This window comes from Halobellus sp. H-GB7 (genome assembly GCF_030848585.1).
Classification (GTDB): domain Archaea; phylum Halobacteriota; class Halobacteria; order Halobacteriales; family Haloferacaceae; genus Haloquadratum; species Haloquadratum inordinatus.
The window spans coordinates 40,160-61,567 of record NZ_JAVDDW010000011.1; the positions used below are offsets into that span (position 1 = coordinate 40,160).

Consider the following 21,408-nt stretch of genomic DNA (forward strand, 5'->3'; position numbering starts at 1 on the left):
ACTGTATCGCCGGCTCGGGTGTCAAACCTCGATCTTCGAACTCTAGATCTGGATGCCTGCTTACTCGGTAAGGAGCCAGATTCTTACATAGGCACCGAGCAACTACAACCACTTCGGCCAAACAGTGACACACGTTACCAATAATGACGATTCTGTTTGAATATATCAACGACAGCTGTCGTACGATCACGGCGCTGTGACTCTGGATTAAACAAAGCAAGAATGATCCACGCGGAGTAGATAACAGACGTACATATGTTAGGGCAAAATCTGGTACCTAATTATCAACAATGCTACTACAGGTAAGGACGGTTTAATTCAGCATTGATTCGGAATGGATCTCCAGACTAACATATGTACGTTTGTTATTTATATCCGAGGTAGCCGTGTAATACGCTAACGATATGATCAAACAGCAAATCAAGGCTGTAATGCCATCAGATAATAGAGACGACCAAAATCAACTCAAGAAGAACAGCCGAGCAACAGCTTCAATTGCTCGTCAATAGTCTGGACATTGACAAGGTTGTTGGATAACCAGCAGTGGCCATATAATACAATAAATTAAATGATGATATCTGTATAATATATAAAAAAGAGAGACCCAAATCGCACAGCTTTTGAACTGAAAGATCACATCTTTGTAGAACTTCTATAACCAATTCTATATAATATCAGATCCTACGGAAGATCCCAACTAAACAGCTTTCAATTAACAAATTATTATATGACGTTTATATTTGGTAATTTATTCTAGTATTAAAGATTTCTTACTTAAAAATTTCAGCGTTCAATGTGATTTGAAGCGACCACCAGTTACGTGTCAGTATTCGGAGGTCCTGTCCCATCTGCCGAGGTCTCAGCTCTGTTCTGGAACGATTCAGTTCGTTGTTGTATCTTTGCAAGACTCGATGTCGCTCCCTGACTCTGCCCAAGCGCTTTGCTGATCCCTTCGTTGACTTCCTCGAGCTTTTGGACCGTCTGGTCGATATCTGACTCGACGGCCGCGACGAACTCGTCAATCTCCTCGGTTTGATCGTGTGTTTGCTCTGCAAGCTGTTTGACTTCGTCGGCCACGACGGCGAATCCGTCTCCGTCTTCGCCAGCCCGCGCAGCTTCGATGGACGCATTGAGTGCCAGCACGTTCGTCTTGTCGGCGACTCCATCGATGAGGTCGACAATCTCGGAGATCTGATCGACTGTCTCGTTCAGTTTGGCAATACTCTGTCTGGCCTCACTCGCCCGAATCGCGATCTCCTCGATTCTCTCTTCAGTTGAAGCCGCTTTTCCGTGTCCCTCCTGCGCGAGTGCGTCTATTTCCTCACAAATAGTCAACGTCTCCCCAGCCGACTTGGTTGGCGGCCCCTTCACCGCCTCCGTCGAAGATTGTTGATCGGACATAGCTGTTAATCCCTTGTGTTCACGCCTGTCAGCCAGCGTCCAACAACTGGCAGACACACTGTGAACAGGGGGTCTACGTTCTCATTTCCAACATCCGAACAAAAATCTACCCCTGAAATAGTCACTTAACAACGTCTAGACGAAATGAATATCGGCTCATAGTGTGCTCATCATCCCGATTACGATCAGGAGTCACGCGTGTTCAGCAACGAGAAGACCACAATAGTCTGGGAAACGGTATGTAGTATTCAAATGACGAGTGTCGACGATGCCATCAACATTCCCCAACGACAAACAGTCCAACAACTGTTAGTGCTCCAAATGTTGAAGCGGTCAGCTTGATTCTACTCAAGTAGAGAATCGAGTAACTCCGGCAGGTCCGCTCTACTTGTGGTCTCAGTTTGGACCGACGCGTTGCCAGTCCCAAGTTCTTTGAATCCCGTCCCAGTCGGCACTAACACGACTGATTCATCGGACGTAATTTCACCGCGCTCGGAAAGACGTGTGACGCCCGCCAACGGCGTTGCTGCCGCCGGCTCGACAGAGAAGCCGCCAGCAACAGCGAACCGTCGTTGGGCTGTCTGAATCTCCTCATCGGAGACCGACACCACCGCCCCGTTCGTTTCGCGGACAGCCGCGAGCGCACGAGTGCCGCTTGGTGGATCCGGATTTCCGATCGAGTGGGCAATTGTCTCGCCAGTTTCGTCGGGTGAGAGGGCCGTTGGTTCGGTCGCACCAGTTTCGAAGGCTTGTGTCAGCGGATCGGCAGCGGCGGTCTGGACGAGATACAGCCGCGGTAGCTCGCTAAGTAAGCCGATCGACTCGAGGTTTCGAAGTCCACGCCAGATCCCTGACGCAAACCCTCCCGAACTCACCGGCAGCACGATCGCATCAGGCGTCTCCGGAGCGAGTGACTCGTATATCTCGAACACTGCTGTTTTGTACCCGCTAATGCGAGCTGGCGCATCGCTGACGAGAATCGATATCGGGAGTGATTCCGGCAGTGATAACGCATCTGAATACAGGGCTCCGTAGTCGCCGCTGACCTGCACAATCGTCGGCTCATATTGTGCAATAAGCTCTAACCGGACCGACGAGATCTCGTCGGGGACTAATACGACACACTCTCGGCCCAGACTGGCTGCGTGAGCGGCAGTGCTTATCGCCATATTTCCGTACGAAATGGTACCGATGACATCGGCCCCTTTCTCGATGGCGTGTGGAACCGCCACCGCGCTCCCTCGGTCCTTGTACGCGCCAGTCGGGTTTTCGCCCTCATCTTTGACGTACACTCGACACCCCGCAGCGTCATCAAGTGCCTCGCTTCTGAGTAGCGGGGTCCCGCCCGCAGCGCGCGCGATTCCGTTGGGCTTCTCGACCGGGAGTAACGCCTCATAGCGCCACATACCCCCCATCTCTGGACTGTCTGACCAGGTAAAGTCCGTACTAGGAGTGTCGAACCAGAGCGGTTCACCGCATACACATCGCACGCGTGTCTCGTCGTCGTAGTGCTCTCCACACCGAAAGCAGATCATAGAAGAACTCATATTACATCTTCCAATTACTCGGAAATATATCTTCGCTAAAGCGTGTCGTGAAAACGATTCGGTGGAATGGCAGCGTTGACTTTTCCAGAGAAAGCACGCGTACCAACAGTACAGGGAGAATTTGACTCTCCGGTGTTGAGAACGGTGCTGTTCGACGACGAACTATCGGTCTGTGCCGACATCAACGGCGTCGAGATCGGGTTCGTCGAACTCGAGGGCCTCCGCAACAGCATCAGGAAGCTCCGGTCGGGGGGCCGATTCGTGGCGCTCGATTTTTTCGGTCTTGCGCGTGTTTTCGTAGAGCGCGCGAGCAACCGGGAGGCCACGGAGATACTTGTAGTCGTGGAGCACCTCGACACCTCGCTCCGTGAGCCCGTAGAACTGGGCGGGGAGATCACGTTTCTTTTCGCTCGGTTCGTACGTGTAGCGTGCGAGGAGTCCGGCGTCGATCAGCGTCTCTAGCTGATCTTTGATAGCCGCCTGACTCTTCCCAGTCATATACTCGAGTTCAGCGAGCGACATCAGATGAGCGGGATGGCCCAGCAGCTCCTGAATGATGAGATGGCGCGTATCTTGGGACAGCAGCTCGAACAGTCGCTGCTGTTCCGCAAACGGCCCCGCATCGGCCGCGCCGGTGTCGGTTTCGCTCATACGTAGGGGTATGCCGGACGGTGCTATAACAGTTAGGATTGTCCAAGTTGGTAAAACCAGAAAAAGCCAAAGTGGTTCAGAAGAGATAAGCTGGAGTGGTTTGAACCGAGAGTTAATGACCGATCCAAGCCCTCCGCCGGATGCTGCGGACATTATGACTGTCGTTCACGAGGCCATCGGGGGCATCGCACTTGAGCCAGCGGAGAAACGAGAGATCTGGCGGTTCACCCAGCGTGAATTGCCGTATCTCTGGAGTCAGCGAACGTCGTATTTCATCCTGGGGAGCTATCGCGACCCCTATATCCGCCGGCTTCGCGCCGTCCAGAACGAACTCACGAAGCAGCTCGGTGCCTATCCATTCATTATGGGTGATCTCCTCGAGCTCCCGACAGACCGGCTCAATACGTTCGATGTGATGTTTTTGTTGCTCGCGACCTATACAGACTATATTGTCGGTGTCTTCGAGAAGGAAAGCGGTGGTGAAGCTCCTGAATTGGGCGAAATTGATGACCCACCGTATTTCCGCAAGTCGTACGTGTTCCCGCGTGATTATCTGTGGGTAACTGATACGAATCTTAAATCGAAACAGCACGTCATTCAGGCCGCCCTCGAGATTGCGTTCGCAGACGATTTGTCGGAAGATGAGGTCCAATCGAAGATCGAATCGCTCGTTGATCGCGCACAAGATAGCGGTCTCGACATCGACGAACAGAAGATTCGGAGTGTGATCGAGGACCGGGTGGATGATAGAGCAGAACCAGCAACGTACAGTTGGGTTCATCTCAACAAATTCCGCAAATTCGAACTCCACGATCGGTGCTTCCCGTGGACGACAGAAGACGAACTTCGAACTGCGGTGGATAAACTCCCGTCGCCGACGCCACGTCCAGAGTGGGAAACAAGTGAGTAGTCAGAGGTAGTTCACATTCCTGTGTTTGGATCTCGGCGCGCTATGCGGCCCGAGGATCTGACTGCACCATTTGCTTAAAGTGTCGCTGTACCAACTCAGTAGCTGAATGTCCGACACGCTCACTGCTCGGCAGCGACAGACGCTTGATACAGTCGAGAGATCGCCCGCGAATGCCGACAAAGAGGACGTTGAGGTACTCGCTACGCTGACCAGGCAGACTTCTGGAGACACGCAGACCGCCGCCGCACAGACCTTATCGATCGTCGCCACCGAGCAGCCCGAGCTCGTCACCGATACCATCGGGTCTGTCCTTTTATCGTTGCAGAACAGTGACGTGAACGTCCGAACGTTTACACTGGATACCATTGGCACTCTTGCACAGCATTCGCCTGCTCGGATTGCTGAGACGACTGCGATCACCAACGTTGTGCAGGCCCTCAACGATCGTAACGAGTGGATCCGCGCGAACGCGGCCGAGGTACTCGGTGATATCGGCACTGAATCCCCTGAAGTCCTCGCCAACACCGGAGTTGTCCGAACGCTCGTGCACGGAATTGGTTCCGAAGAGTTTCCCGATGCCCGTGCCCAGATGGCACGAACGCTTGGACGGATCGCGCAGACAGCCCCACGACTAATTGACGAGCAGGACGCATCTGAACTTGAACGCCACATTGGCGACGACGAGATCGAAGAGTCGCTTCAATTCGCCGTTGAGGCGATGGCGGAAGCCCGAGCATCGACAAGCGCAGTGGAACCCGGCTCACAAGGGGCGACCACATCGACGTTCTGCCCAGAGTGCGGGCGAGAGATCACTACCGAGCCCCTACCGAACTTCTGTCGTAACTGCGGTCAGGAGCTGTCGTGAACTGGTGGGCTTTGCATAGAACCTGGTGTTACCTCTCGATGACAGATCGTCCCATCGCCATCCCGACTGCGCCTACGAAAGACTTCAGCGCTTTTGTCGAGGACGTAGAACAGTCCCGCGCCAGAATAGAGACCGCTGACGAAGATACAAAACGGATTGTTGTCGAATATCCGGGAACCCGTAGTGAGTTAGCGGACGAGTTGTGTCTTCAGTATGATATCGGTGAAGCTGTGCATTCTGAAGGGGAGACGATATACGTCGTCCTCAATCCAGATGATAAAGTCATACAGGAACACCTTGGGGCGGGCCACCCACTGGATCAGGATTTCTGAAGCGTGCTCGCCACGTCGGCGCTCATTGGGCGATAGTCCCCCGAGGCAATCCGGGTGGCGGGCTACCGGACGTGGCAAGAGGAGCTCGACCGGCACGTCCACTGTAGGTACGCGGAGTCCTCTTCCTCAAGGAACGAGCAAAGCGAGTGAGTAGGGAGGGGAGGAGCGCGCTTCTGAAGCGACTACAAACAGATGCCGCTTTCGTAGGTCGATGACCAGAGAAAGGCGCAAGACAGCACGAGATCGCGTGATCACTGCTGTCCTGCGCCGGCAGCATTCTGTGTACGGACGCCCGTCACATATCGATTCCTGGCTTTGTTGAAACCCTCAGAACCATCCGTGTTCGGTTAACACTCCCAGTAATATCCTATGGGGTCCGAAATTGCCTGAGCCGGGCGTAGACGGCGGAATCAACCGATGCTCAAACCCTCCAGAACCGTCGGCTCGGGCTTAACCGAACACCGATGCCCTCAGAACCTATACCTGTGAAATCGTATTGACACGTATGCGCCGAAACTTGAGACGGTCGATTAGAATCGGTGCGGGCTTGCTCCTCTGCGCGGCGGGCGGTGCGTTCTGGCGCTGGAAACGGGGCCGACTCGCGGAGCTATCGGCCGGGAGTGAACTCGTCGAAACAGATCGGGGTGTCGTCGAGGTCGCCCGGCGGGGTTCGGGGTACCCCGTTCTGGTACTTCACGGAGCACCGGGCGGCTACGACCAGGGACTCCTCTTGGACGGGGTATTTGGAGACAATGCTGAAGTCATCGCCCCCTCCCGGCCGGGCTTTCTCCGGACGCCGCTTGACGACCACCGGTCCTTTGAGGACCAGGCCGCCCTCCTCGTGGCGCTCCTTGACGCCATCGACGTGGAACGCCCGATCGTCGTCGGGATCTCCTGTGGGGGCCCGGTCGCCCTCCAGCTCGCTGCTGATTATCCCGAGCGGGTCGCGGGGCTGGTCTTGGGATCGGCAATCACAACGGAGATCGACGACCGAATGTACGACACGGGAAACCCGATCCTTGACCCGTTGCTCACCTCGACGCCGGTACTTGACATTCGCTCCGGTCTGCTCGCCTTCCTCCACCGGTTTATGCCCGATCGATTCATCGAGAATATGCACGCCGAGTTCTCGACGCTGGAGGGCAAAGACCTCGAAACCTACGTCGAATACATCCTGACACACCCTGCACAACACAGGAGAGACCTCGATTTCGTCCCGACCATCTTCCCCGCCAGTGCCCGCATCGACGGGACGCTTAACGACGAACGCTGGTGTCGCGAGCTCCCCGTTGTCGACTACAAGACAATTGAATGTCCGGTCTTGGTTTTTCACGGGGAGTTCGACGCGGCCGTCCCGATTTCTCACGCCGAGTTTGTGGTCGAAGCGCTGCCAGACGTCGAGTTCGTCCGCGTCGATGCCGATCACCTCGCGGGTGTCGGTCCGGATGCCGACCGCGTCCAAAGAGCGCTGCAATCGTTCGTTGAGTCGACAATCGAGCAGGTGGAGTCGACGACTACCCGACAGTAGGCCCAACTGCGTTTCCGGCGTGTGGTGGCCGTTTTCAGCCAATCGAATTATGGATCTCGACTGCTGCGCACGACCTCTGTACCCACGCTGGCCACGACGCAGCCGTGGATCTCCTCGATCGAATCGAAGAAAACGCCCGCTTCCACATCGACTCACTCACCACCGACGCCTCGCGACAGGGAAGGCCCTCTTTCGCCAACACGAACCGCTCTCCTTCGTCGATGCCTGCATTGTCGCGTATCTGCAAACCGAGGGGCTCGGCCACCTGTATGCGTTTGACGACGATTTTGACGCTGTCGAGGATGTCTCTCGACTCGATACAGTAACGACTCTCTACCATCCGAACTGACGCTGGCAGACGGCACGGCTGGTGACGATGTTCGGTCTCAGGACGGTCGCACCTCGTAATCAGCCGCCAGCTCCTGGAACTCGTCCCAGTCCGGGAGCCGGTCGACGTCGACGTGACTGAGTAGGAGGAGACAGTACGACTGGTGGCGGCTGCCGTCGTCGATCAGCGGCGTGTGACAGCAGAGCTCCGCCGTCGAGACAGCATCGAGGTCCTCGGAGTAGACGTAGTCGCGTGGCCGGTGAGCAGGAACTGGAGGTCGAAGACCGCGAACCGAGCGAGGCCGGTTTCGTGGAACACCTCCGCGTCGATTACCGTCTCGGTCTGGGCGAGGAATTCGTCGTAGTCCTCCCAGAGAATCGTACCCTTCGGGGCAACGGCTTCGAAGCGTTGGCGATGCAGATGGTGTGTGAGTCCCCGGGCGAACTCGTGGAGGCGGTCGAAATCGGCGTTGAACTCGTAGTGGCCGTCGTCCGTCCCGACGAGTTCACAGGCGGTACAAGGCGGATGCCCCGACCCTTGAGGTCGGGGAGGAAGCCGACAACCGATGACACAAACCACGCGACGACGGCAGGCCGACTCCCAAACGTATAACTAACACTGTCCGTATGTGTGAAAGCACAGTGGAATACCGTCGTACCGCCGTCATCAAACTCGACACTCCCAAAGGAGCCGACGCCTCTCTTCGAGAGACTGTCGAGCAATTCAAACACTGCGCCAACACCGCAAGCGAGTGTGCTGGCACGGGCGTCGCCAGATTCCTCTGGAATCTGGCTGCCAACCAGAAACATCTCGCGTTTCTGGTGACGACGACGGATACCACGTCACCTCGAAAGCGAAAGCCGAACGCGCTCTCTACGACCGACTCCGCGACGAAACCGACCTCACCGCCAACCTCGTCCAGAAAGGGATTCGCAGGGCTGTTGAAGCCGCCAAAAGCGGGGTCTCGCGTCTTAAACGTGGCGAGAACACGTCGCAACCGTACTTTTCTGCCGATAGCGCAGTCTACGACAAGCGGAGTGCGACGTTCCACCGTGACCACGTTTCCCTCTCGACCGTAGACGGGCGCGTTGAGTGCGATTACATCCTTCCCGACGACTCGGAGACACCGCCGACGAAGTACGTCTCTGACGAGGACTTCGAGTTTCGGATGGCGCACTTGCAGTACCGTGACGGTGACTGGTATCTCCACGCCTCAATGCGGAAAGTCGAACCCGACGAGGAAGCGTCTGAATCCGAGTCCAAGCACAGAACAGTCCTTGGTGTGGATTTGGGCGTCAACAACCTCGCCGTTGCTTCGACTGGGCGATTCTGGTCGGCAGACGAGTTCAACCACTGGCGACGAGAATACGAGAAACGTCGTGGGTCGCTTCAGCAGTGTGGGTCTCGACACGCCCACGAAAACATCGAGAGTGTTGGGCAGAAAGAGTACGGGCGGTTCGAGATATTCCTACACTCGGTGGCAAACGAACTCATCGAGGAGGCCGTCGAACACGACTGTTCTCATATCGTGTTCGAGGACTTGACCCATATTCGGGAGAACATCCCCGAGGCGACGTGGCAACACGTCTGGGCCTTTCGACGCCTCTCCAAGTACGTCGAATACAAAGCCAAAGAACACGGTGTTGAAGTCGTACAGGTTGACCCGCGCAACACGTCGAAGCGTTGCTCGACGTGTGGGTTTACCCACGACGATAACCGTAACGGGGAGTCGTTCGAGTGTCAGAAGTGTGGGTATGAGAACCACGCGGACTACAACGCGTCCAAGAATATCGGCTTGCAGTATCTCCGTCGTCGGCAAAACGCAAACGACGGAGGCGCACCCGTAGATGTGCGCTTGAATCGCGGGATGTTGAACGTGAGTGGGGAGTACGTACCCCCTGCCTCTACCGAGGCATAGAATGGGAGTCCACGCGAAAGCCTCGGGGCTTGACTCCGAAGGCGATTTACGGTCACGAAATCGCTTGAGGACGCGGTTAACCGTGTTGCGGTAGTTGTCGCTCGGGTTGGCGATCTCAGAGACGGTTCGCGGCCGGTCGAGGTAGTACAGCACCTTGAGTGTCTTGCCGGTCAGCAGCTCGGAGAAATCGATGTGGACTGCTGGCGGACGAGGTCCTGATAGAGTTCGACGGAGTTCCTCTCGACAATAGGAGCTCCAGATCTAAGATGTACACTTCGATAGAGGGGTGTATGCGGACAATATTCTCTCGAACACATCGATAGAGGGGTGTACTCGAAACGGAAGCATCTGCTGATACTGTTACAACACGAGATTGAGAAGCCCTACCATCACCAAGTCGCCCCTCAAAATACTGCATTTCAGACGGTCTAAGCACGGCATACATATCGATAGAGGGGTGTCAGGAACATAGCTCGGACAAGACACATTCGCTGAGTGAAATAAACCGACTATCAATTGGGATTTGCTACCAGACAGGCTGTACACATCGATAGAGGGGTGTCCGGTGAGGGGTGTCTTCCGTACAATTGCTCTGTTCGGCTACGTCTGGTTTCTAATCTGTGCGTTGACGACAGAGTTGACCTCGTCTTCAGAGACCATCTCAAGTCGAGAGTCCTCGCGAAGCGTTTCCAGAATCGTGTCTGGTTGCTCAGCGAACTGAAACTCCAGAAACATCCCGGAACTAGGGCCGTGGCTTCGCCGCTCGAAGTCCACGAGAGAATACGTGGTCAGTTCTTTCATTTTGTTCACATAGGTTTCTTGGTGATACTGATCGGCATCGATTGCCTCCGTGAGAAACTGATAAACTCGATACCCAGTCGTACTCCGAGCTGAACTATTATCAGATTGTGCGGCGACAGCTGCTGTCGCATAGAGGCATAACTTCTTTTGAGTGCTGATGCCGCGAACGACTTCGAGAACGCGGTTCTTTTCCACTTTTGCCTGTGCGGATCGTACGTGCTCTTCACGAACGCGTGCGTCACCCTCTCGTTCGGCGAGTTCGCCAGCAACGCGGATCAAATCGATTGCTTTCCGCGCATCACCGTGTGTCTGAGCGGCAAAGGCTGCTGCGAGCGGGATTACGTCAGCATCTACGACGTCTTCGTAGAATGCGTCCTCTCGCCGACGAAGAATCGACTGCAGCTGATTCGCATCGTAGTCGTCGAAATGGACGTCCTCTGGCGTAAACGAACTGACGGCGCGGCTGCCAACGGCATCCATCATTTTCGTGTCGTTCGAGATAGCAACGACGGAGACGTGGGCACTCAATTCGTTGTTCGCGCCCGCGCGGGAGAGTTGATACAGGAGTCGCGAAAACGCCGGTTCTTGTTTGTCTCGGCGTCCCACGAGCATATCTAGTTCGTCGAGTACGAACACCACCGAATCGAAATTCTCGTTGACGATTCGGTAGAGTTCATCCCACTTTTCTTTGGTTGCGACGCCGTGTTTCGGGACCTGGATATCGACCTGGGCCTCGTCTGCAGCCTGCTGGACGAGTTCATACACTGCAACTCCGAGGGTATCGAGATCCTGGCAGTTGACTTCGATGGTCCCGAACCGGATGTCGCGCGAGTCACAGATGCGGCTGATGTTGTTACAGACGGCCTTCGTAATGAGTGATTTGCCCGTTCCCGAGGGACCGTACAGGAAGAGATTCGGCGGTCGGTTATCACCGAGGGCGACACGGAGCATTTTGGTTACTTCCTGCAGTTGGTCGTCCCGACCGACGATACGGTCCTCTTCAACGACGTAGTTCGGATCCAGAAGCGATCGGTCACGAATGAGCCCCTCCTGGTCGTCGAACTCCAGCAGCATATCCTCAATCGACTGCGTCGACTCCTCAGAAGACGACGTGGAAGCCGAGGTATCCTCGGGGAGCGTGGAATCCAGTTGATCCGTCGAGAGTTCCGGTTCAGTAAGTTCAGAACCGATATCGGTGTTCGTGGTAGTCTCATCCTCCGGTATTCTCGAATCATCCCGAGAATGCTCGGAGTCGTCAGTTCCCATATGGGAGGCCATACAGCCAAGTTACAAAAAGATTCTCACCCTTATCGAAGTGTGATCATACGCGTCAGATTGTCCATCTGCTCAAATTCTAAAATTCCACCGTGAGCTGCCGATCGAATCCCCAGACGCCCGACGAAGTGTTATGTAATTCGGTCGATCCAGAGACACACCCCTCTATCGATGTGTTCGTCGTTTCGGTAGGGAGGGGGGTTACTCGAGAGAACCTCTGTGGTCAATCATCAGAATGGCGGCCTCTTCCCCTGATTTCGCGACTGAACCTGATTAGATCCCTGAATAGTGTCTCATAGAAAGAGCTAATTTCTATTTGTTCTCTTCTAGTTTTCTAGAACACATTCACACACACCTCTATCGATGTGTTCGATGTGTTAGCTTAGTCTTCTCCTATCGAGTTTTCACCTATCGCTTGCTCGGTAATCGGGAAACTCCACTAAACGATGAGATGAGCGGGTGAGTCGGGGTTTACTTCCATTCGATCACATCGTTATCGGTGTTCTTCCAATCAGACGCCTCACGCTATCCTATGGAACACATCGATAGAGGGGTGTCTGTGCTCTCGATGGGCTGGCCTTCTTGGATAGCAGTGAACTGACTCAAAACACATCGATAGAGGTGTGTGATCTGCTTTCGAGTCATTCAGAACCCGTGGTTATAACCAATCTCCACCAAGTAACCAACGACCAGAACGATGACCTCGGTGCTGGCTAATTCAGTCATATTTTCGGGGTGTAATTTCGTCTCTCCTAGCTTGATCTGAAATCCGGCAGCGTGGTCAAATTTAATCTTAACCAACACACTTCCGATATTCCCAGAATTGTTGGTCAATTCTCGTCATTCCCGGTGAAGGCAGCCAAGTTCGTCTCCCAAGTCTCAGCGATTCCCCGTCGGATTTCCCTGCGGTCCCAGCCCAACGGCGACAACAGACTTTCGACGGCTCTGACAAGTTCCGTCTCGTAGTACGACGCATCGTACGACTCTGTCTCCTCGTGAGCCAACGCGACCCGTTCTCGTGATCGCTTCTCGTCGTCGACGACCACGTACTCGATGTCTTGCCCTGGATGGACAGCAAGATCCTGCTCCCGGGCCCGCTTCAACGCGGCCACGTTCTGAGTGTTCTGCGTGTACCCCTCCAGCGGCTTGGAGACACGATTCTGTTCGACGAGCTGCTCGACCGGCACTGTTCCAGCGTGGAGGCGCTTGATGGCGTCCTGAAGGCAGTCGAGTACGGGGTCCGGTGACCGCATAGCATCGAGCCGTTCGAGACAATCCCGCTGGACGGCCTCGATGAACGGTGGGGTTGAGCGCTGCCGTGCTTCGATGCCTCTGATCTTGAACTCGTCACCACCTGCCACTTTGCCGAAGTACTTCGTCAATGCGCCGGCGTCGCTCTCGCGCTGTGGGACGAACGCCACCCAGTTGTAGTGAGCCTCGTGTTCGAGCCGAATCTCGACGCACTCCGTGATCTCTGTCGCGAGTGCCTCGAGGTCCTCGCGGTCATCGTCGTCGACGTCAGGATTGGGTGTTACCCAGATCGAATCAACAATCCCGTGGACGACCCGCCAGCCGCCGGCTTCCAGCCGCTGTTTCGCCAGTAGTAGAATCTCGCGAGCGAACGCGTTGATTGCTTCGTGGCACTCGATGCGGCCGAACTTCGCGTTACTGAACCCTTGATAGCCGAAGCAGGCGACGAGGATCCACTTCAGCGCGCCCGACCGTCCTTCGAGTTCCGCGAGTCGGTCCCTGTCGGGATCATTCCGCTCGTTCTCGCGACGGATGGCCGCCTTGATCTCGTCGCGAGCGTCGATGATCGGCTGTAGCACGTCGACGAGGTAGCCCCGGTCGTCGCAGATGGAGTACCCGAGGCCGGGGACATCCTCGCGGTCGCTATGGCAGTCACACCGGATGACGTCCGGTGAGACGTTTCGCGTACAGATGATGTTCGGGTACAGGCTCGAAAAGTCGAGTTCGTGGACGTTCTCGTGAAAGCCGACCTCAGGCGCGAAGATGAAGCCGCCGCGGTCGGCGTCGTGGAGCGTCCCCATCGGTTTGTAGAACTCGTGGCGCCAGGAGTTCCACGGCACGAGGACGCCGCGGTCGTGGGCCTCACAGATCTGAATCGCTGTGAGGACGTTCCCGATTGATGCCCACGCAAGCTCCTGGACGGGCTTTCTCGAGCGCGATACGAGGTCGAGGACGCCGTCGAGGTTCGTCTCCCCGTAGAAGAACGTGTTCGACTCGTCGATGATTGCCCGCCCGGGGACGTTGTACCGCGCTGGCGAGTGGCCAACGCGGCCGTAGCTCGAGTACGTCGACCGGCTCGCGAGCTGCTGGTAGTCCACGTCCGGCCACCGACTCAGCGAGAAGTCGTCGATGCCGGCGTCTGTCGCCATCTCGTAGAGGGTCGGGACGATCTCGCTCGTCGAGCAGACTAGGACGTCCGGATCGTGTGCGTCGAGCGCCCCCTGGACAGCGGTCAGGATATCCGCCGGCGAGCCGGTGACGGTGTCGCCGGCGACAGACAGTTCCCCATAGATGTCGTTGCTCGTCTCGGTCACCGGGACGCTGAGTCGGAGCGTCGACAGCTCGGTTGCCGGCGTCGGATCAGCGCCGGTCTCCAGACAGTACCGGAACTCTCGCGAGAAGTCCACGTTGAAACAGGTGAGATCCCCGATTGGATAGTCCGACAGCTGGCGCGCTTGCCGGGCGAGCGCAGTGACGCGGTCGATGTGGGCGATGTCGACGGCGAGGACTGGTTCCTCGTCCCGTCGAAAGCCAGGGCGTCGCCCAACCAGCTCGGTCGCGACGACGTCCGGGTGTTGGTCGTACACCGACTGGAGTGTCGTGAGGTCGAGATTGGCGTCAGGGTCGCGAGCGGCGACGTAGAAGCGCGGAGTGTAGTTATCCCGTTCTGTTGCGACGGCACCGTCGGCGGTTGTTTCCCATTCCAGGACGCGACCGTCGTCCAGAAAGTCGATGCTGAACGGCATCTGTTATCAATATTCTGAACATCTTAACCCAATAAGCGACGGCGTGTCGCTTCCGGACTTCAGCAAACGGCGTCAGAAAGCGTCTTCAACGCCACATTCCGGCTTATTGTTCGTCGTCGTTCACTTCCGGAACGGTTTCCGGAATCCGTCAGACTGAGCGGACGACCGTCCACAGCATTATCCCTTTCGCTCGCGCAAGAACAGGTATGGCAGATACCAAAGAAGGACGAGAGAACCAAGCGGATAACGCGGAACGACGTCAGCGGGAGCGAGAGCTTGCGGAGGCACGTGACCGTGCCGACGAACCGGACCCGACTGCTGACGATCAGAGCCCCCCTGACGAGACCCGAGGCGAAGCGGACGACTCTCCAGGCCCGCCCCGTGAGTGTCACCGTCGCGGCTGCACCAAGCCGCCGGAATTTATTGTCTGTGAACGCTATCAAGAGGAAACCGGCCACGGCGCCGTGGAGTCAAAAGCCGCCCTCTGTCGGGAGCACACCGCCGAAGAGAGTCCGACGAATCTGGATGGCGTCTACCCGGACTACGTGTTTCGAGTTGACCCTATCCCAGAAGCACGAACCAGCGAGCACGTGTAGGACACAGCCAACGGTTGGGCCGGTACTGCTGCTGTTGATCGGTACTCTCCTCATCCAACTCCCGCTCGGAGTCGCACATCTCAACGGCAACACCATCCTCTCTACTGAGCAGGATTACGACACCGTCGGCGTCGAGCGCATCCCGCTTGATTCGTACCTCGACGACAGGTGGACTCTTACGAGAGGAGCCGGCGCTTGCGGGTGTCGGGGACGCTCTTCATTTTCCAGTCGCGACGGGGTCCAACGATTTCATCGAGAAATCTGATTTCGAGCAGTAGCGTTCGGCAACATCCATCAGCGCTCGTGTGCGCCGGATATCAGCGACGTTGTGGAGCACGACCGCTTCGAAGTCGCCGGTCTGCCAGGCCTCGACGGCCTCGCTACTCGCTGCAAATGGATCGACTGTCCCGTGCCCGGCAGCGACGAGTTCCTCGTAGACTCCGGTGAGGCTGTTCTCGCTCGTGTTGAACCGTGCAGCGAACACCTCCATCACGTCGATGTACGGCAACTCAGCAAACGGCCATTCGCGTTCGTGATGGCTGAGCCGCGTTCGAAGAAACGGCAGATCGAACCCCCCGTTCCAGGTTTCGCCGTTGTACGCGACGAGTTTGACGTCTCGCTGTGCGATCGTGGCGTCGACGAACGTCTTGACGGCGTCCAACAGCGTGCCCTCATCGTCGTGAACCGAGAGCGTCACTGGTCTGGTGAGGCGCTCGTTTATGCGCTGTTCGATGTCTTTCGACCACGTGCTGCCGTCTGTGTTGAGGAACACTCGCGAGCCAATCTCGGCGTCGAAGCCGACGACGGTCAGTTGGTCGGTGGTCGAAAATCCCGTTGTCTCGATATCGAATGCGATCGTCGCGAGTGTGCTCATCTGTGTGTCTCGCTGGTCTCTTCGTCGGATGCCGGTTCGGTGTCGGGCTGTTCGTTGAGGCGGTGTTCGAGGGCTTCGAGACGATCCTCGTGATCTTCTAACGTGGCTTCCTGTTCGAGGTCGATGCTGAACAGCGCCGCCAGGAGTGGATTCCGGTGGTTCAACAGTCCACTCGCGTCGGCGTGCTCGCGAGCGTACTCGAACAGTCGGTCGAAGCGCGGCTGGTCACGACGCCGTAGTGCCCGGCGGAACTCCGCCCAGCGCTCTTCGATAGCCCGGAGGGCATCGCAGTACGTCGGGTTCGTACGGCCCATCGCTATCGGCCTCCGGTACCGGCCGCTGTCCACGCATCCAGTAGGGGATCTGTGGTGGTCGATATCGTTTCGCCGTCAGCTGTGACGCCCGTCCCGATACCCTCCGGAGTTGTCGTCGACGGCGCCGGCGTCACCGGTTCCACGCCGACCTGCGTAGCGCGCGCTGCGAGCAGCTGCCGCCAGTACGCGAACGTCGTCTGGTAGTACGCGCCGTCCTCGACAGGATAGACGAGCGTCTCGAAATCGTCGCCGACGACCCGTGGTCCCATCCGGGTCTGCTCACACTCCATGTGGTTGTCGGCGGCCGTCGCGACCGGCTCGGTGAATTCGTTACGTTCGTTTCGCGTAACGAGCACCGGGATGTCGTACCCATCGGCGTAGGTCCTCAACTGGGCGAGCGTTCGGGTCTGAAGGGTTTCTGCGTGCTTTCCTCTGAACGTGTCGTCGCTGCGGTACTGGACGTCGACGGCCGGTGCAACGATGAGCGAGGGGGTGTGTGGTGACGAGCTCTCGTCGCGACCCACCGGCTGTCTATCGCGTGTCCCAGTGTCGGTGGTCGAGTTCCGGATGGCTTGGTTCACCGCTGTCGGGAGATCACAGACGGCGCCGTAGTGCTGGGAGGCGGTGAACCCGCGTGCGACGTGGACGCGATCGAGCAACCGTTGACTGGGCGCGATCTGCGCCAGTGTGGTCGTCGTCGCGTGGCCGTTTGCGTCGACCCAGAAGGCGGGCCCGTCGTGCAGGAGGAGATGATCGAGTACCAATGACTGGACAATCGGGACGCCACGACCTCCCTCCACGTCAAGCAGGGTGATGCCATCCTTGAGGGAGGGCAGTAGCATCTCCTCCGTGGCTGGGTCGGCTTGGTCACCCAGAGACTGATTCCGGTCAGCGCCCCGTGTCGGCTGCTCCACTGCCAATTGATTCGACGGTGAGTGGTCTCCCATACACGACTCTATGTTCACGGCCTTCGATAAGCCGCGGCGTGGCGCTTCCGCGTTTCAGGGAAGGCTCGAGACTGGTGCTGACCTATCCTCAATCGCCGAGTTTCTACGGCCGTCCGACGGTTTCCGAGGTCGGTTCCGGGGACCGAATTCAGCCCGCATTGGAGATTTAATTACTACGATTGAAATACGCACGCAAACTGACCACGACCAGGTCGCGGGTATCGGCCTTCCGTCCGCTGTGGAGTTTCATCGCAAACAGCAGAGCCGGTTCCGGGATTTGCCCGTCGAGGTCGTCGGCGACGTCGAGTGAATCGATCGTACTGTGTTCGTGGAGATAGTGGTACAACCACTCTGCGTCCGTCTGTCGACACCGCATCCACGAGTGCCTCGAACTTGACTCTGCTCTCTCCAACTGGTTTCGTGTACTGGATCATCCGAATGTCGTACTCGTTTGAGACATCCTGCTCGAACTGTTTCCCGTATCCAAGGTCGCGAAGGAGAGTGTCGTAATCGTTGAGTGCAGTGTCCGAGATCACGGTGTCAATATCGGTCGTGAACCGTGTTTGGAACGCGGAAACTGCCCAGCCGCCAACGAGAACATACGGTCGTTCGGCGTCCTGTACCGCACGGTGCGTGTCGATGAGTTCGGATTGTCGCTCGGGGAGGCTCATTCTATCGCCTCTGCTAGGTCGTGCCCATCGCGCTGTGGTGCGATGCATCGATGTCCCTGTCATACTCGTCGGCGATAATTTCCAAGGCGGGCTCGTACGCGGGGCGATTCTCCATCATCTGGTCGACGACATCGTCCAACGGGATGACGGGGTTGCCGTCGACCTACTCGGCATCGATACCGTTGGTCTGCGGGAACAACACGTAATGGACGTTCCCGCTGACGTCGCTGCCCCTTGTCTGTTGGAGGCCGGCATCTCACCGATTCCGTAGCACTTCCCAGTAGATTAGGCCACGACAAAAACCTTCGTCGGCCATCCAATTCGGCCACAGTACGGTGGTTTGCATCCCCCGAGTGTCCGCTCAACCCCGCCTGTTCGCTCCTCGGTTCCGACTGATGCCGGAACACTCGTCACTCACGGGAAAGCGGGGGTATGCGCTCGTATCTCTATCACGCCGTCGATTCGTGGGTCTGTCCCGTCCGCTCTTCGATAATCCGTTCTTGCATCTCCCCGATTTTGACGAAGTGACAGAGTGGGTTTCCCGGATAGACAACCGGATTTTCGAGCACCCCAACGAGTAACCCTGTAAACGGGGCTTCGACGACAATCGCATCGGATTTGAATGGATTCGTGATCCGGCAGATTGTCTCCCCTTCGTGGACGAGATCACCCCGATCGTGGCGCATCTCGACGATGCCGCCGGCGTCAGCCCGGAGCCACGTCTTCTCGCTCCACCCCTCGATGACGGTCCGCCACCCCGGCCAGCGGACGGTCTCTTGTTGATAGATCCCGTACTCGGCGAAGACGCTTCGCACGCCGTCGAGGGCCTGGTCGATGAGTTCCCGTTCGAAGCGGTGGGCCTCGCCCATCTCGAGGGTGATCGTGGGGATGCCGTCCTCGGTCGCCTCGCGCCGGAGCATCCCTGCGGAGCCCTCACCGGCCATAATGAGGCTCGTTCCGAACGCTCGAGCGAGCCTAGCAGCACCTTCATCGTCCATATCGGCACGGACGTGGAACATATTGGTCCGGCCGCGGGTCGAAGTATGGAAGTCGAGGCCGAAGTCACACGGGGCGATGAAATTGTGGTAGATGCTGTGGGCGATTCGGTTCGAACTCGTACTGTTTTGTTTCCCTGGGAACGCTCGATTGAGGTCGCGCTCGTAAATCGGTAAATAGCGTTCTTGCGCCGTGAACCCCTGAACATTCAGTACGGGAAGACAGACGATAGTCCCGCAGACGTCCGTGTGATTCCACTCCTGAGCGACCTCACGCACGACTTCGATCCCGTTCAGTTCGTCGCCGTGGATGGCTGCGGAGAGAAACGCTGTCGGGCCAGGACGTGGCCCGTTGATAATCGTCACGGGGATCCGAACTGGGTCACCGAGATACGTCTCGCTCACCGTGTAGCGCAACTGCTGGGTCTCCCCCGGCTCGACCCGCCCACCGTCGTACGTGAATGGTTCCGGCTGGTCGCTCATCGACCCAGAACTTGGACGGCTTACGAATTAAATGAGGCGAATGGGTGTAACTGTCTTGCACGCCCGCCGAACCGGTAATAGATGATACCGATGACCTAGACGGGAGGAAACTCCTATGACAAGCGCTTCTCCCGACCCATCACAGTCGGACGGGATGACGGGGACGACGCGGTCTGCGAGCGTCGATTGTGCTCAGACTGCAACGGGAGCGTGCCGTGTTGGTGTGTTGAGTCCACATAATAGCAAGGAGACCAAAGCGATCCTGAATGCTGTTCGCGTTTTAGGTCACGAACCGGTCTGGATTCGCGATGAGAACGTTAGTTCGTGGATCGAGAACGGCAGCGTCCAACTTTCGCCGCAGGTTGACGTGCTCGTCAACCGGTTGTTGCTCACAAAAAGCGACCAACAGCTCGAAGACCTCCAGCTGGCCGCACTCTATGCCGACACCACACCCGTTGTGAACCCACCGCAGGCAGTCGCAAACACGCTCCACAAGTATCGGGCGGGGACGAAACTCGCCGCTGCAGGGCTCCCGGTACCCGACGCCTACTTCGGCCGATCACCGCGAACGTTCGAGGAGTGGCCGGAGCATCTGCCCGACGAGGCCGCACACAAACACACGATCGGTACCAACGGACAGCGAATGTCCGTAGTCTCCCAGAACGAGCCTGTCGGTCCGACGATCGACGACGAGCAATCGTTCGTCCAAGAGTTCCTCGAGGAACGTGGCGTCCGTCCCTCCGATGTCCGGGTGTACGTCGTCGGTGACGATATCGTCGGTGCTATGCGACGCCACGCTCCGGACGGTGACTGGCGGACGAACGTGGCTCTGGGCGGTGAGGTCGAAGGCATAACGGATGAAATCGGGTCGGAACCCCGCCGACTCGCGCGTGAAGCGACACAGGTGCTCGGATTAGACATCGCCGGCGTCGACCTGATGTCAATCGATGGATCGTGGTATATTCTAGAAGTCAATGCCACGGCGGGTTTCAAAGGACTCTTTTCGGCAACTGGGGTCTCTGCGGCACCGCACATCGCCCGACTGGCGATCGAACGCCTCGGCGGGTCCGTCGAGGACTCCGCGATCAGCGACCTCGAATCAACCCTCGACGATTCTGTTCCGGACTGCAAGCCACCACTCGTCGAGGACCTGGGAGAAGAGGACGTACTCGGTTATACGACGCGTATCAGGATTCACGGCCGGGACGGAACAGAGAAAGTAGTCGCCAAGTCAGACACCGGTGCGAAGCGAACGAGCATCGATACCGACCTTGCCGGCCAAATCGGGGCCGGCCCGATGGTCGGAACGACACAGGTGCGTTCGGGGACCGTCAGTGGGACCGAAACACGCCCACTCGTCGACGTGGATCTGTGTCTGAACGGGAGTTGGCGGACCGTCACGGCCAGCATTATCGATCGGTCCGAGATGACCTATCCAGTCCTTCTCGGACGTGACGTACTCGAAGCCTACACGCTCGACATCAGCCAGACAGTCGAGGAATAACCCTATGCAGAGAAGCCGAACCGTCGATGGACTTCGGAGCGATGAACCGCCTCCGGAGCGAACTCTCGCTCCCAACCCGCCACTCCCGGTACAGCCGGGCGTATTTGCCCGTGCGGGACACAGTGACGTCCTTCAACTATGTCCGTAACGAGACGAGCCGTCCTGAAACAACTCGCCACAGCAAGCGATGCAGTCCAGCGAGAGACGACGACAAAGGCGGCGCTCGCAGCGACGCTCGATACCGACGAAGGGACGATTGAATCCCATCTAGATGGACTCACAGCGTGCGAACTGGTCCGAACGTACCCTGACGGTCGGGTCAGAATAACGATCACCGGCGAAGAGCTACTGGCTCTCGATACCGATGAGCTGGTGATCGTCGATTCGGAGTAAAGAGTTTTCAGCCGATTGAGAGGCCAGTATTTATCGGTTCCCCACATAACAGTCAGTATAAATGGAGGTACCCACTACC

The 21,408-nt window shown here is 57.3% G+C and carries 16 protein-coding genes and 5 pseudogenes; 9 read left to right on the forward strand and 12 right to left on the reverse strand.

Going from position 1 to position 21,408, the window contains the following annotated elements; genetic code table 11:
* Window positions 1-816 precede the first annotated feature (816 nt).
* The 3 genes from RBH22_RS15040 to RBH22_RS15050 form a co-directional block, all read right to left on the reverse strand.
* The gene (locus RBH22_RS15040; RefSeq protein WP_306678054.1) at window positions 817-1,401 is read right to left on the reverse strand and encodes a methyl-accepting chemotaxis protein; all 585 of its coding nucleotides are present in this window, start codon (window positions 1,399-1,401) and stop codon (window positions 817-819) included.
* A gap of 344 nt (window positions 1,402-1,745) precedes the next feature.
* Window positions 1,746-2,948, reverse strand: coding sequence for a threonine synthase (locus RBH22_RS15045; protein WP_306678055.1), 1,203 nt, complete (start codon window positions 2,946-2,948; stop codon window positions 1,746-1,748).
* 162 nt (window positions 2,949-3,110) lie between these two features.
* Window positions 3,111-3,599, reverse strand: a complete 489-nt coding sequence (locus RBH22_RS15050) for an ArsR family transcriptional regulator (protein ID WP_256289332.1) — start codon at window positions 3,597-3,599, stop codon at window positions 3,111-3,113.
* 115 nt (window positions 3,600-3,714) lie between these two features.
* On the opposite strand from RBH22_RS15050, the gene RBH22_RS15055 reads away from it, so the two are divergent.
* From RBH22_RS15055 to RBH22_RS15075, 5 genes and pseudogenes are all read left to right on the forward strand, one after another.
* Complete coding sequence (locus RBH22_RS15055) at window positions 3,715-4,509, forward strand: hypothetical protein (RefSeq protein WP_306678056.1); 795 nt, start codon at window positions 3,715-3,717, stop codon at window positions 4,507-4,509.
* Window positions 4,510-4,615: 106 nt separating this feature from the next.
* Complete coding sequence (locus RBH22_RS15060) at window positions 4,616-5,374, forward strand: HEAT repeat domain-containing protein (RefSeq protein WP_306678057.1); 759 nt, start codon at window positions 4,616-4,618, stop codon at window positions 5,372-5,374.
* 38 nt (window positions 5,375-5,412) lie between these two features.
* The gene (locus tag RBH22_RS15065; RefSeq protein WP_306678058.1) at window positions 5,413-5,706 is read left to right on the forward strand and encodes a hypothetical protein; all 294 of its coding nucleotides are present in this window, start codon (window positions 5,413-5,415) and stop codon (window positions 5,704-5,706) included.
* Between the two features lie 505 nt (window positions 5,707-6,211).
* On the forward strand, window positions 6,212-7,234 hold the full coding sequence (locus RBH22_RS15070; RefSeq protein WP_306678059.1) for an alpha/beta hydrolase: 1,023 nt from the start codon (window positions 6,212-6,214) through the stop codon (window positions 7,232-7,234).
* An 80-nt stretch (window positions 7,235-7,314) separates the two neighbouring features.
* Window positions 7,315-7,583: pseudogene (locus RBH22_RS15075) on the forward strand (PIN domain-containing protein); the annotation flags it as partial.
* Between the two features lie 37 nt (window positions 7,584-7,620).
* Here the strand turns inward: RBH22_RS15075 and RBH22_RS15080 are convergent.
* Window positions 7,621-8,066: pseudogene (locus RBH22_RS15080) on the reverse strand (transcriptional regulator TrmB); the annotation flags it as partial.
* Window positions 8,067-8,203: 137 nt separating this feature from the next.
* On the opposite strand from RBH22_RS15080, the pseudogene RBH22_RS15085 reads away from it, so the two are divergent.
* A pseudogene (locus RBH22_RS15085) lies at window positions 8,204-9,480 on the forward strand (transposase).
* 48 nt (window positions 9,481-9,528) lie between these two features.
* Here RBH22_RS15085 and RBH22_RS15090 read toward each other — a convergent pair.
* From RBH22_RS15090 to RBH22_RS15100, 3 genes and pseudogenes are all read right to left on the reverse strand, one after another.
* Window positions 9,529-9,713: pseudogene (locus RBH22_RS15090) on the reverse strand (transcriptional regulator TrmB); the annotation flags it as partial.
* A 367-nt stretch (window positions 9,714-10,080) separates the two neighbouring features.
* Window positions 10,081-11,355 carry an orc1/cdc6 family replication initiation protein gene (locus tag RBH22_RS15095; protein WP_256289503.1) on the reverse strand — a complete coding sequence of 425 codons (1,275 nt, stop codon included), beginning with the start codon at window positions 11,353-11,355 and terminating at the stop codon, window positions 10,081-10,083.
* Window positions 11,356-12,386: 1,031 nt separating this feature from the next.
* The gene (locus RBH22_RS15100; protein WP_306678060.1) at window positions 12,387-14,552 is read right to left on the reverse strand and encodes a type B DNA-directed DNA polymerase; all 2,166 of its coding nucleotides are present in this window, start codon (window positions 14,550-14,552) and stop codon (window positions 12,387-12,389) included.
* A 206-nt stretch (window positions 14,553-14,758) separates the two neighbouring features.
* Here RBH22_RS15100 and RBH22_RS15105 point away from each other — a divergent pair, with 206 nt between their 5' ends.
* Window positions 14,759-15,148, forward strand: a complete 390-nt coding sequence (locus RBH22_RS15105) for a hypothetical protein (RefSeq protein WP_306678061.1) — start codon at window positions 14,759-14,761, stop codon at window positions 15,146-15,148.
* A gap of 217 nt (window positions 15,149-15,365) precedes the next feature.
* On the opposite strand, the gene RBH22_RS15110 is transcribed toward RBH22_RS15105, so the two are convergent.
* The 5 genes and pseudogenes from RBH22_RS15110 to RBH22_RS15130 form a co-directional block, all read right to left on the reverse strand.
* Window positions 15,366-16,022 carry a ribonuclease H-like domain-containing protein gene (locus RBH22_RS15110; protein WP_306678062.1) on the reverse strand — a complete coding sequence of 219 codons (657 nt, stop codon included), beginning with the start codon at window positions 16,020-16,022 and terminating at the stop codon, window positions 15,366-15,368.
* Window positions 16,019-16,336 (reverse strand): hypothetical protein, encoded by a 318-nt coding sequence (locus RBH22_RS15115; protein WP_306678063.1) that lies wholly within the window; start codon window positions 16,334-16,336, stop codon window positions 16,019-16,021. The genes RBH22_RS15110 and RBH22_RS15115 overlap by 4 nt, the downstream gene beginning before the upstream one ends.
* A 2-nt stretch (window positions 16,337-16,338) precedes the next feature.
* Window positions 16,339-17,178, reverse strand: coding sequence for a hypothetical protein (locus tag RBH22_RS15120; protein WP_306678064.1), 840 nt, complete (start codon window positions 17,176-17,178; stop codon window positions 16,339-16,341).
* Between the two features lie 789 nt (window positions 17,179-17,967).
* Window positions 17,968-18,171 (reverse strand): annotated as a pseudogene (locus RBH22_RS15125) (helix-turn-helix domain-containing protein); the annotation flags it as partial.
* A gap of 232 nt (window positions 18,172-18,403) precedes the next feature.
* On the reverse strand, window positions 18,404-19,432 hold the full coding sequence (locus RBH22_RS15130) for a succinylglutamate desuccinylase/aspartoacylase family protein (RefSeq protein ID WP_306678065.1): 1,029 nt from the start codon (window positions 19,430-19,432) through the stop codon (window positions 18,404-18,406).
* Window positions 19,433-19,655: 223 nt separating this feature from the next.
* Between RBH22_RS15130 and RBH22_RS15135 the strand changes: the two genes are divergently transcribed.
* Complete coding sequence (locus RBH22_RS15135) at window positions 19,656-20,936, forward strand: RimK/LysX family protein (protein WP_306678114.1); 1,281 nt, start codon at window positions 19,656-19,658, stop codon at window positions 20,934-20,936.
* A gap of 138 nt (window positions 20,937-21,074) precedes the next feature.
* Window positions 21,075-21,329 carry a hypothetical protein gene (locus RBH22_RS15140; protein ID WP_306678066.1) on the forward strand — a complete coding sequence of 85 codons (255 nt, stop codon included), beginning with the start codon at window positions 21,075-21,077 and terminating at the stop codon, window positions 21,327-21,329.
* The last annotated feature ends 79 nt before the right edge of the window (window positions 21,330-21,408 follow it).

Bases quoted from the DNA above. Each gene is read 5' to 3' on its own strand.
- RBH22_RS15040 (WP_306678054.1), bottom strand. From the start codon at position 1,401: ATGTCCGATCAACAATCTTCGACGGAGGCGGTGAAGGGGCCGCCAACC.
- RBH22_RS15045 (WP_306678055.1), bottom strand. From the start codon at position 2,948: ATGAGTTCTTCTATGATCTGCTTTCGGTGTGGAGAGCACTACGACGAC.
- RBH22_RS15050 (WP_256289332.1), bottom strand. From the start codon at position 3,599: ATGAGCGAAACCGACACCGGCGCGGCCGATGCGGGGCCGTTTGCGGAA.
- RBH22_RS15055 (WP_306678056.1), top strand. From the start codon at position 3,715: ATGACCGATCCAAGCCCTCCGCCGGATGCTGCGGACATTATGACTGTC.
- RBH22_RS15060 (WP_306678057.1), top strand. From the start codon at position 4,616: ATGTCCGACACGCTCACTGCTCGGCAGCGACAGACGCTTGATACAGTC.
- RBH22_RS15065 (WP_306678058.1), top strand. From the start codon at position 5,413: ATGACAGATCGTCCCATCGCCATCCCGACTGCGCCTACGAAAGACTTC.
- RBH22_RS15070 (WP_306678059.1), top strand. From the start codon at position 6,212: ATGCGCCGAAACTTGAGACGGTCGATTAGAATCGGTGCGGGCTTGCTC.
- RBH22_RS15095 (WP_256289503.1), bottom strand. From the start codon at position 11,355: ATGCTGCTGGAGTTCGACGACCAGGAGGGGCTCATTCGTGACCGATCG.
- RBH22_RS15100 (WP_306678060.1), bottom strand. From the start codon at position 14,552: ATGCCGTTCAGCATCGACTTTCTGGACGACGGTCGCGTCCTGGAATGG.
- RBH22_RS15105 (WP_306678061.1), top strand. From the start codon at position 14,759: ATGGCAGATACCAAAGAAGGACGAGAGAACCAAGCGGATAACGCGGAA.
- RBH22_RS15110 (WP_306678062.1), bottom strand. From the start codon at position 16,022: ATGAGCACACTCGCGACGATCGCATTCGATATCGAGACAACGGGATTT.
- RBH22_RS15115 (WP_306678063.1), bottom strand. From the start codon at position 16,336: ATGGGCCGTACGAACCCGACGTACTGCGATGCCCTCCGGGCTATCGAA.
- RBH22_RS15120 (WP_306678064.1), bottom strand. From the start codon at position 17,178: ATGCTACTGCCCTCCCTCAAGGATGGCATCACCCTGCTTGACGTGGAG.
- RBH22_RS15130 (WP_306678065.1), bottom strand. From the start codon at position 19,432: ATGAGCGACCAGCCGGAACCATTCACGTACGACGGTGGGCGGGTCGAG.
- RBH22_RS15140 (WP_306678066.1), top strand. From the start codon at position 21,075: ATGTCCGTAACGAGACGAGCCGTCCTGAAACAACTCGCCACAGCAAGC.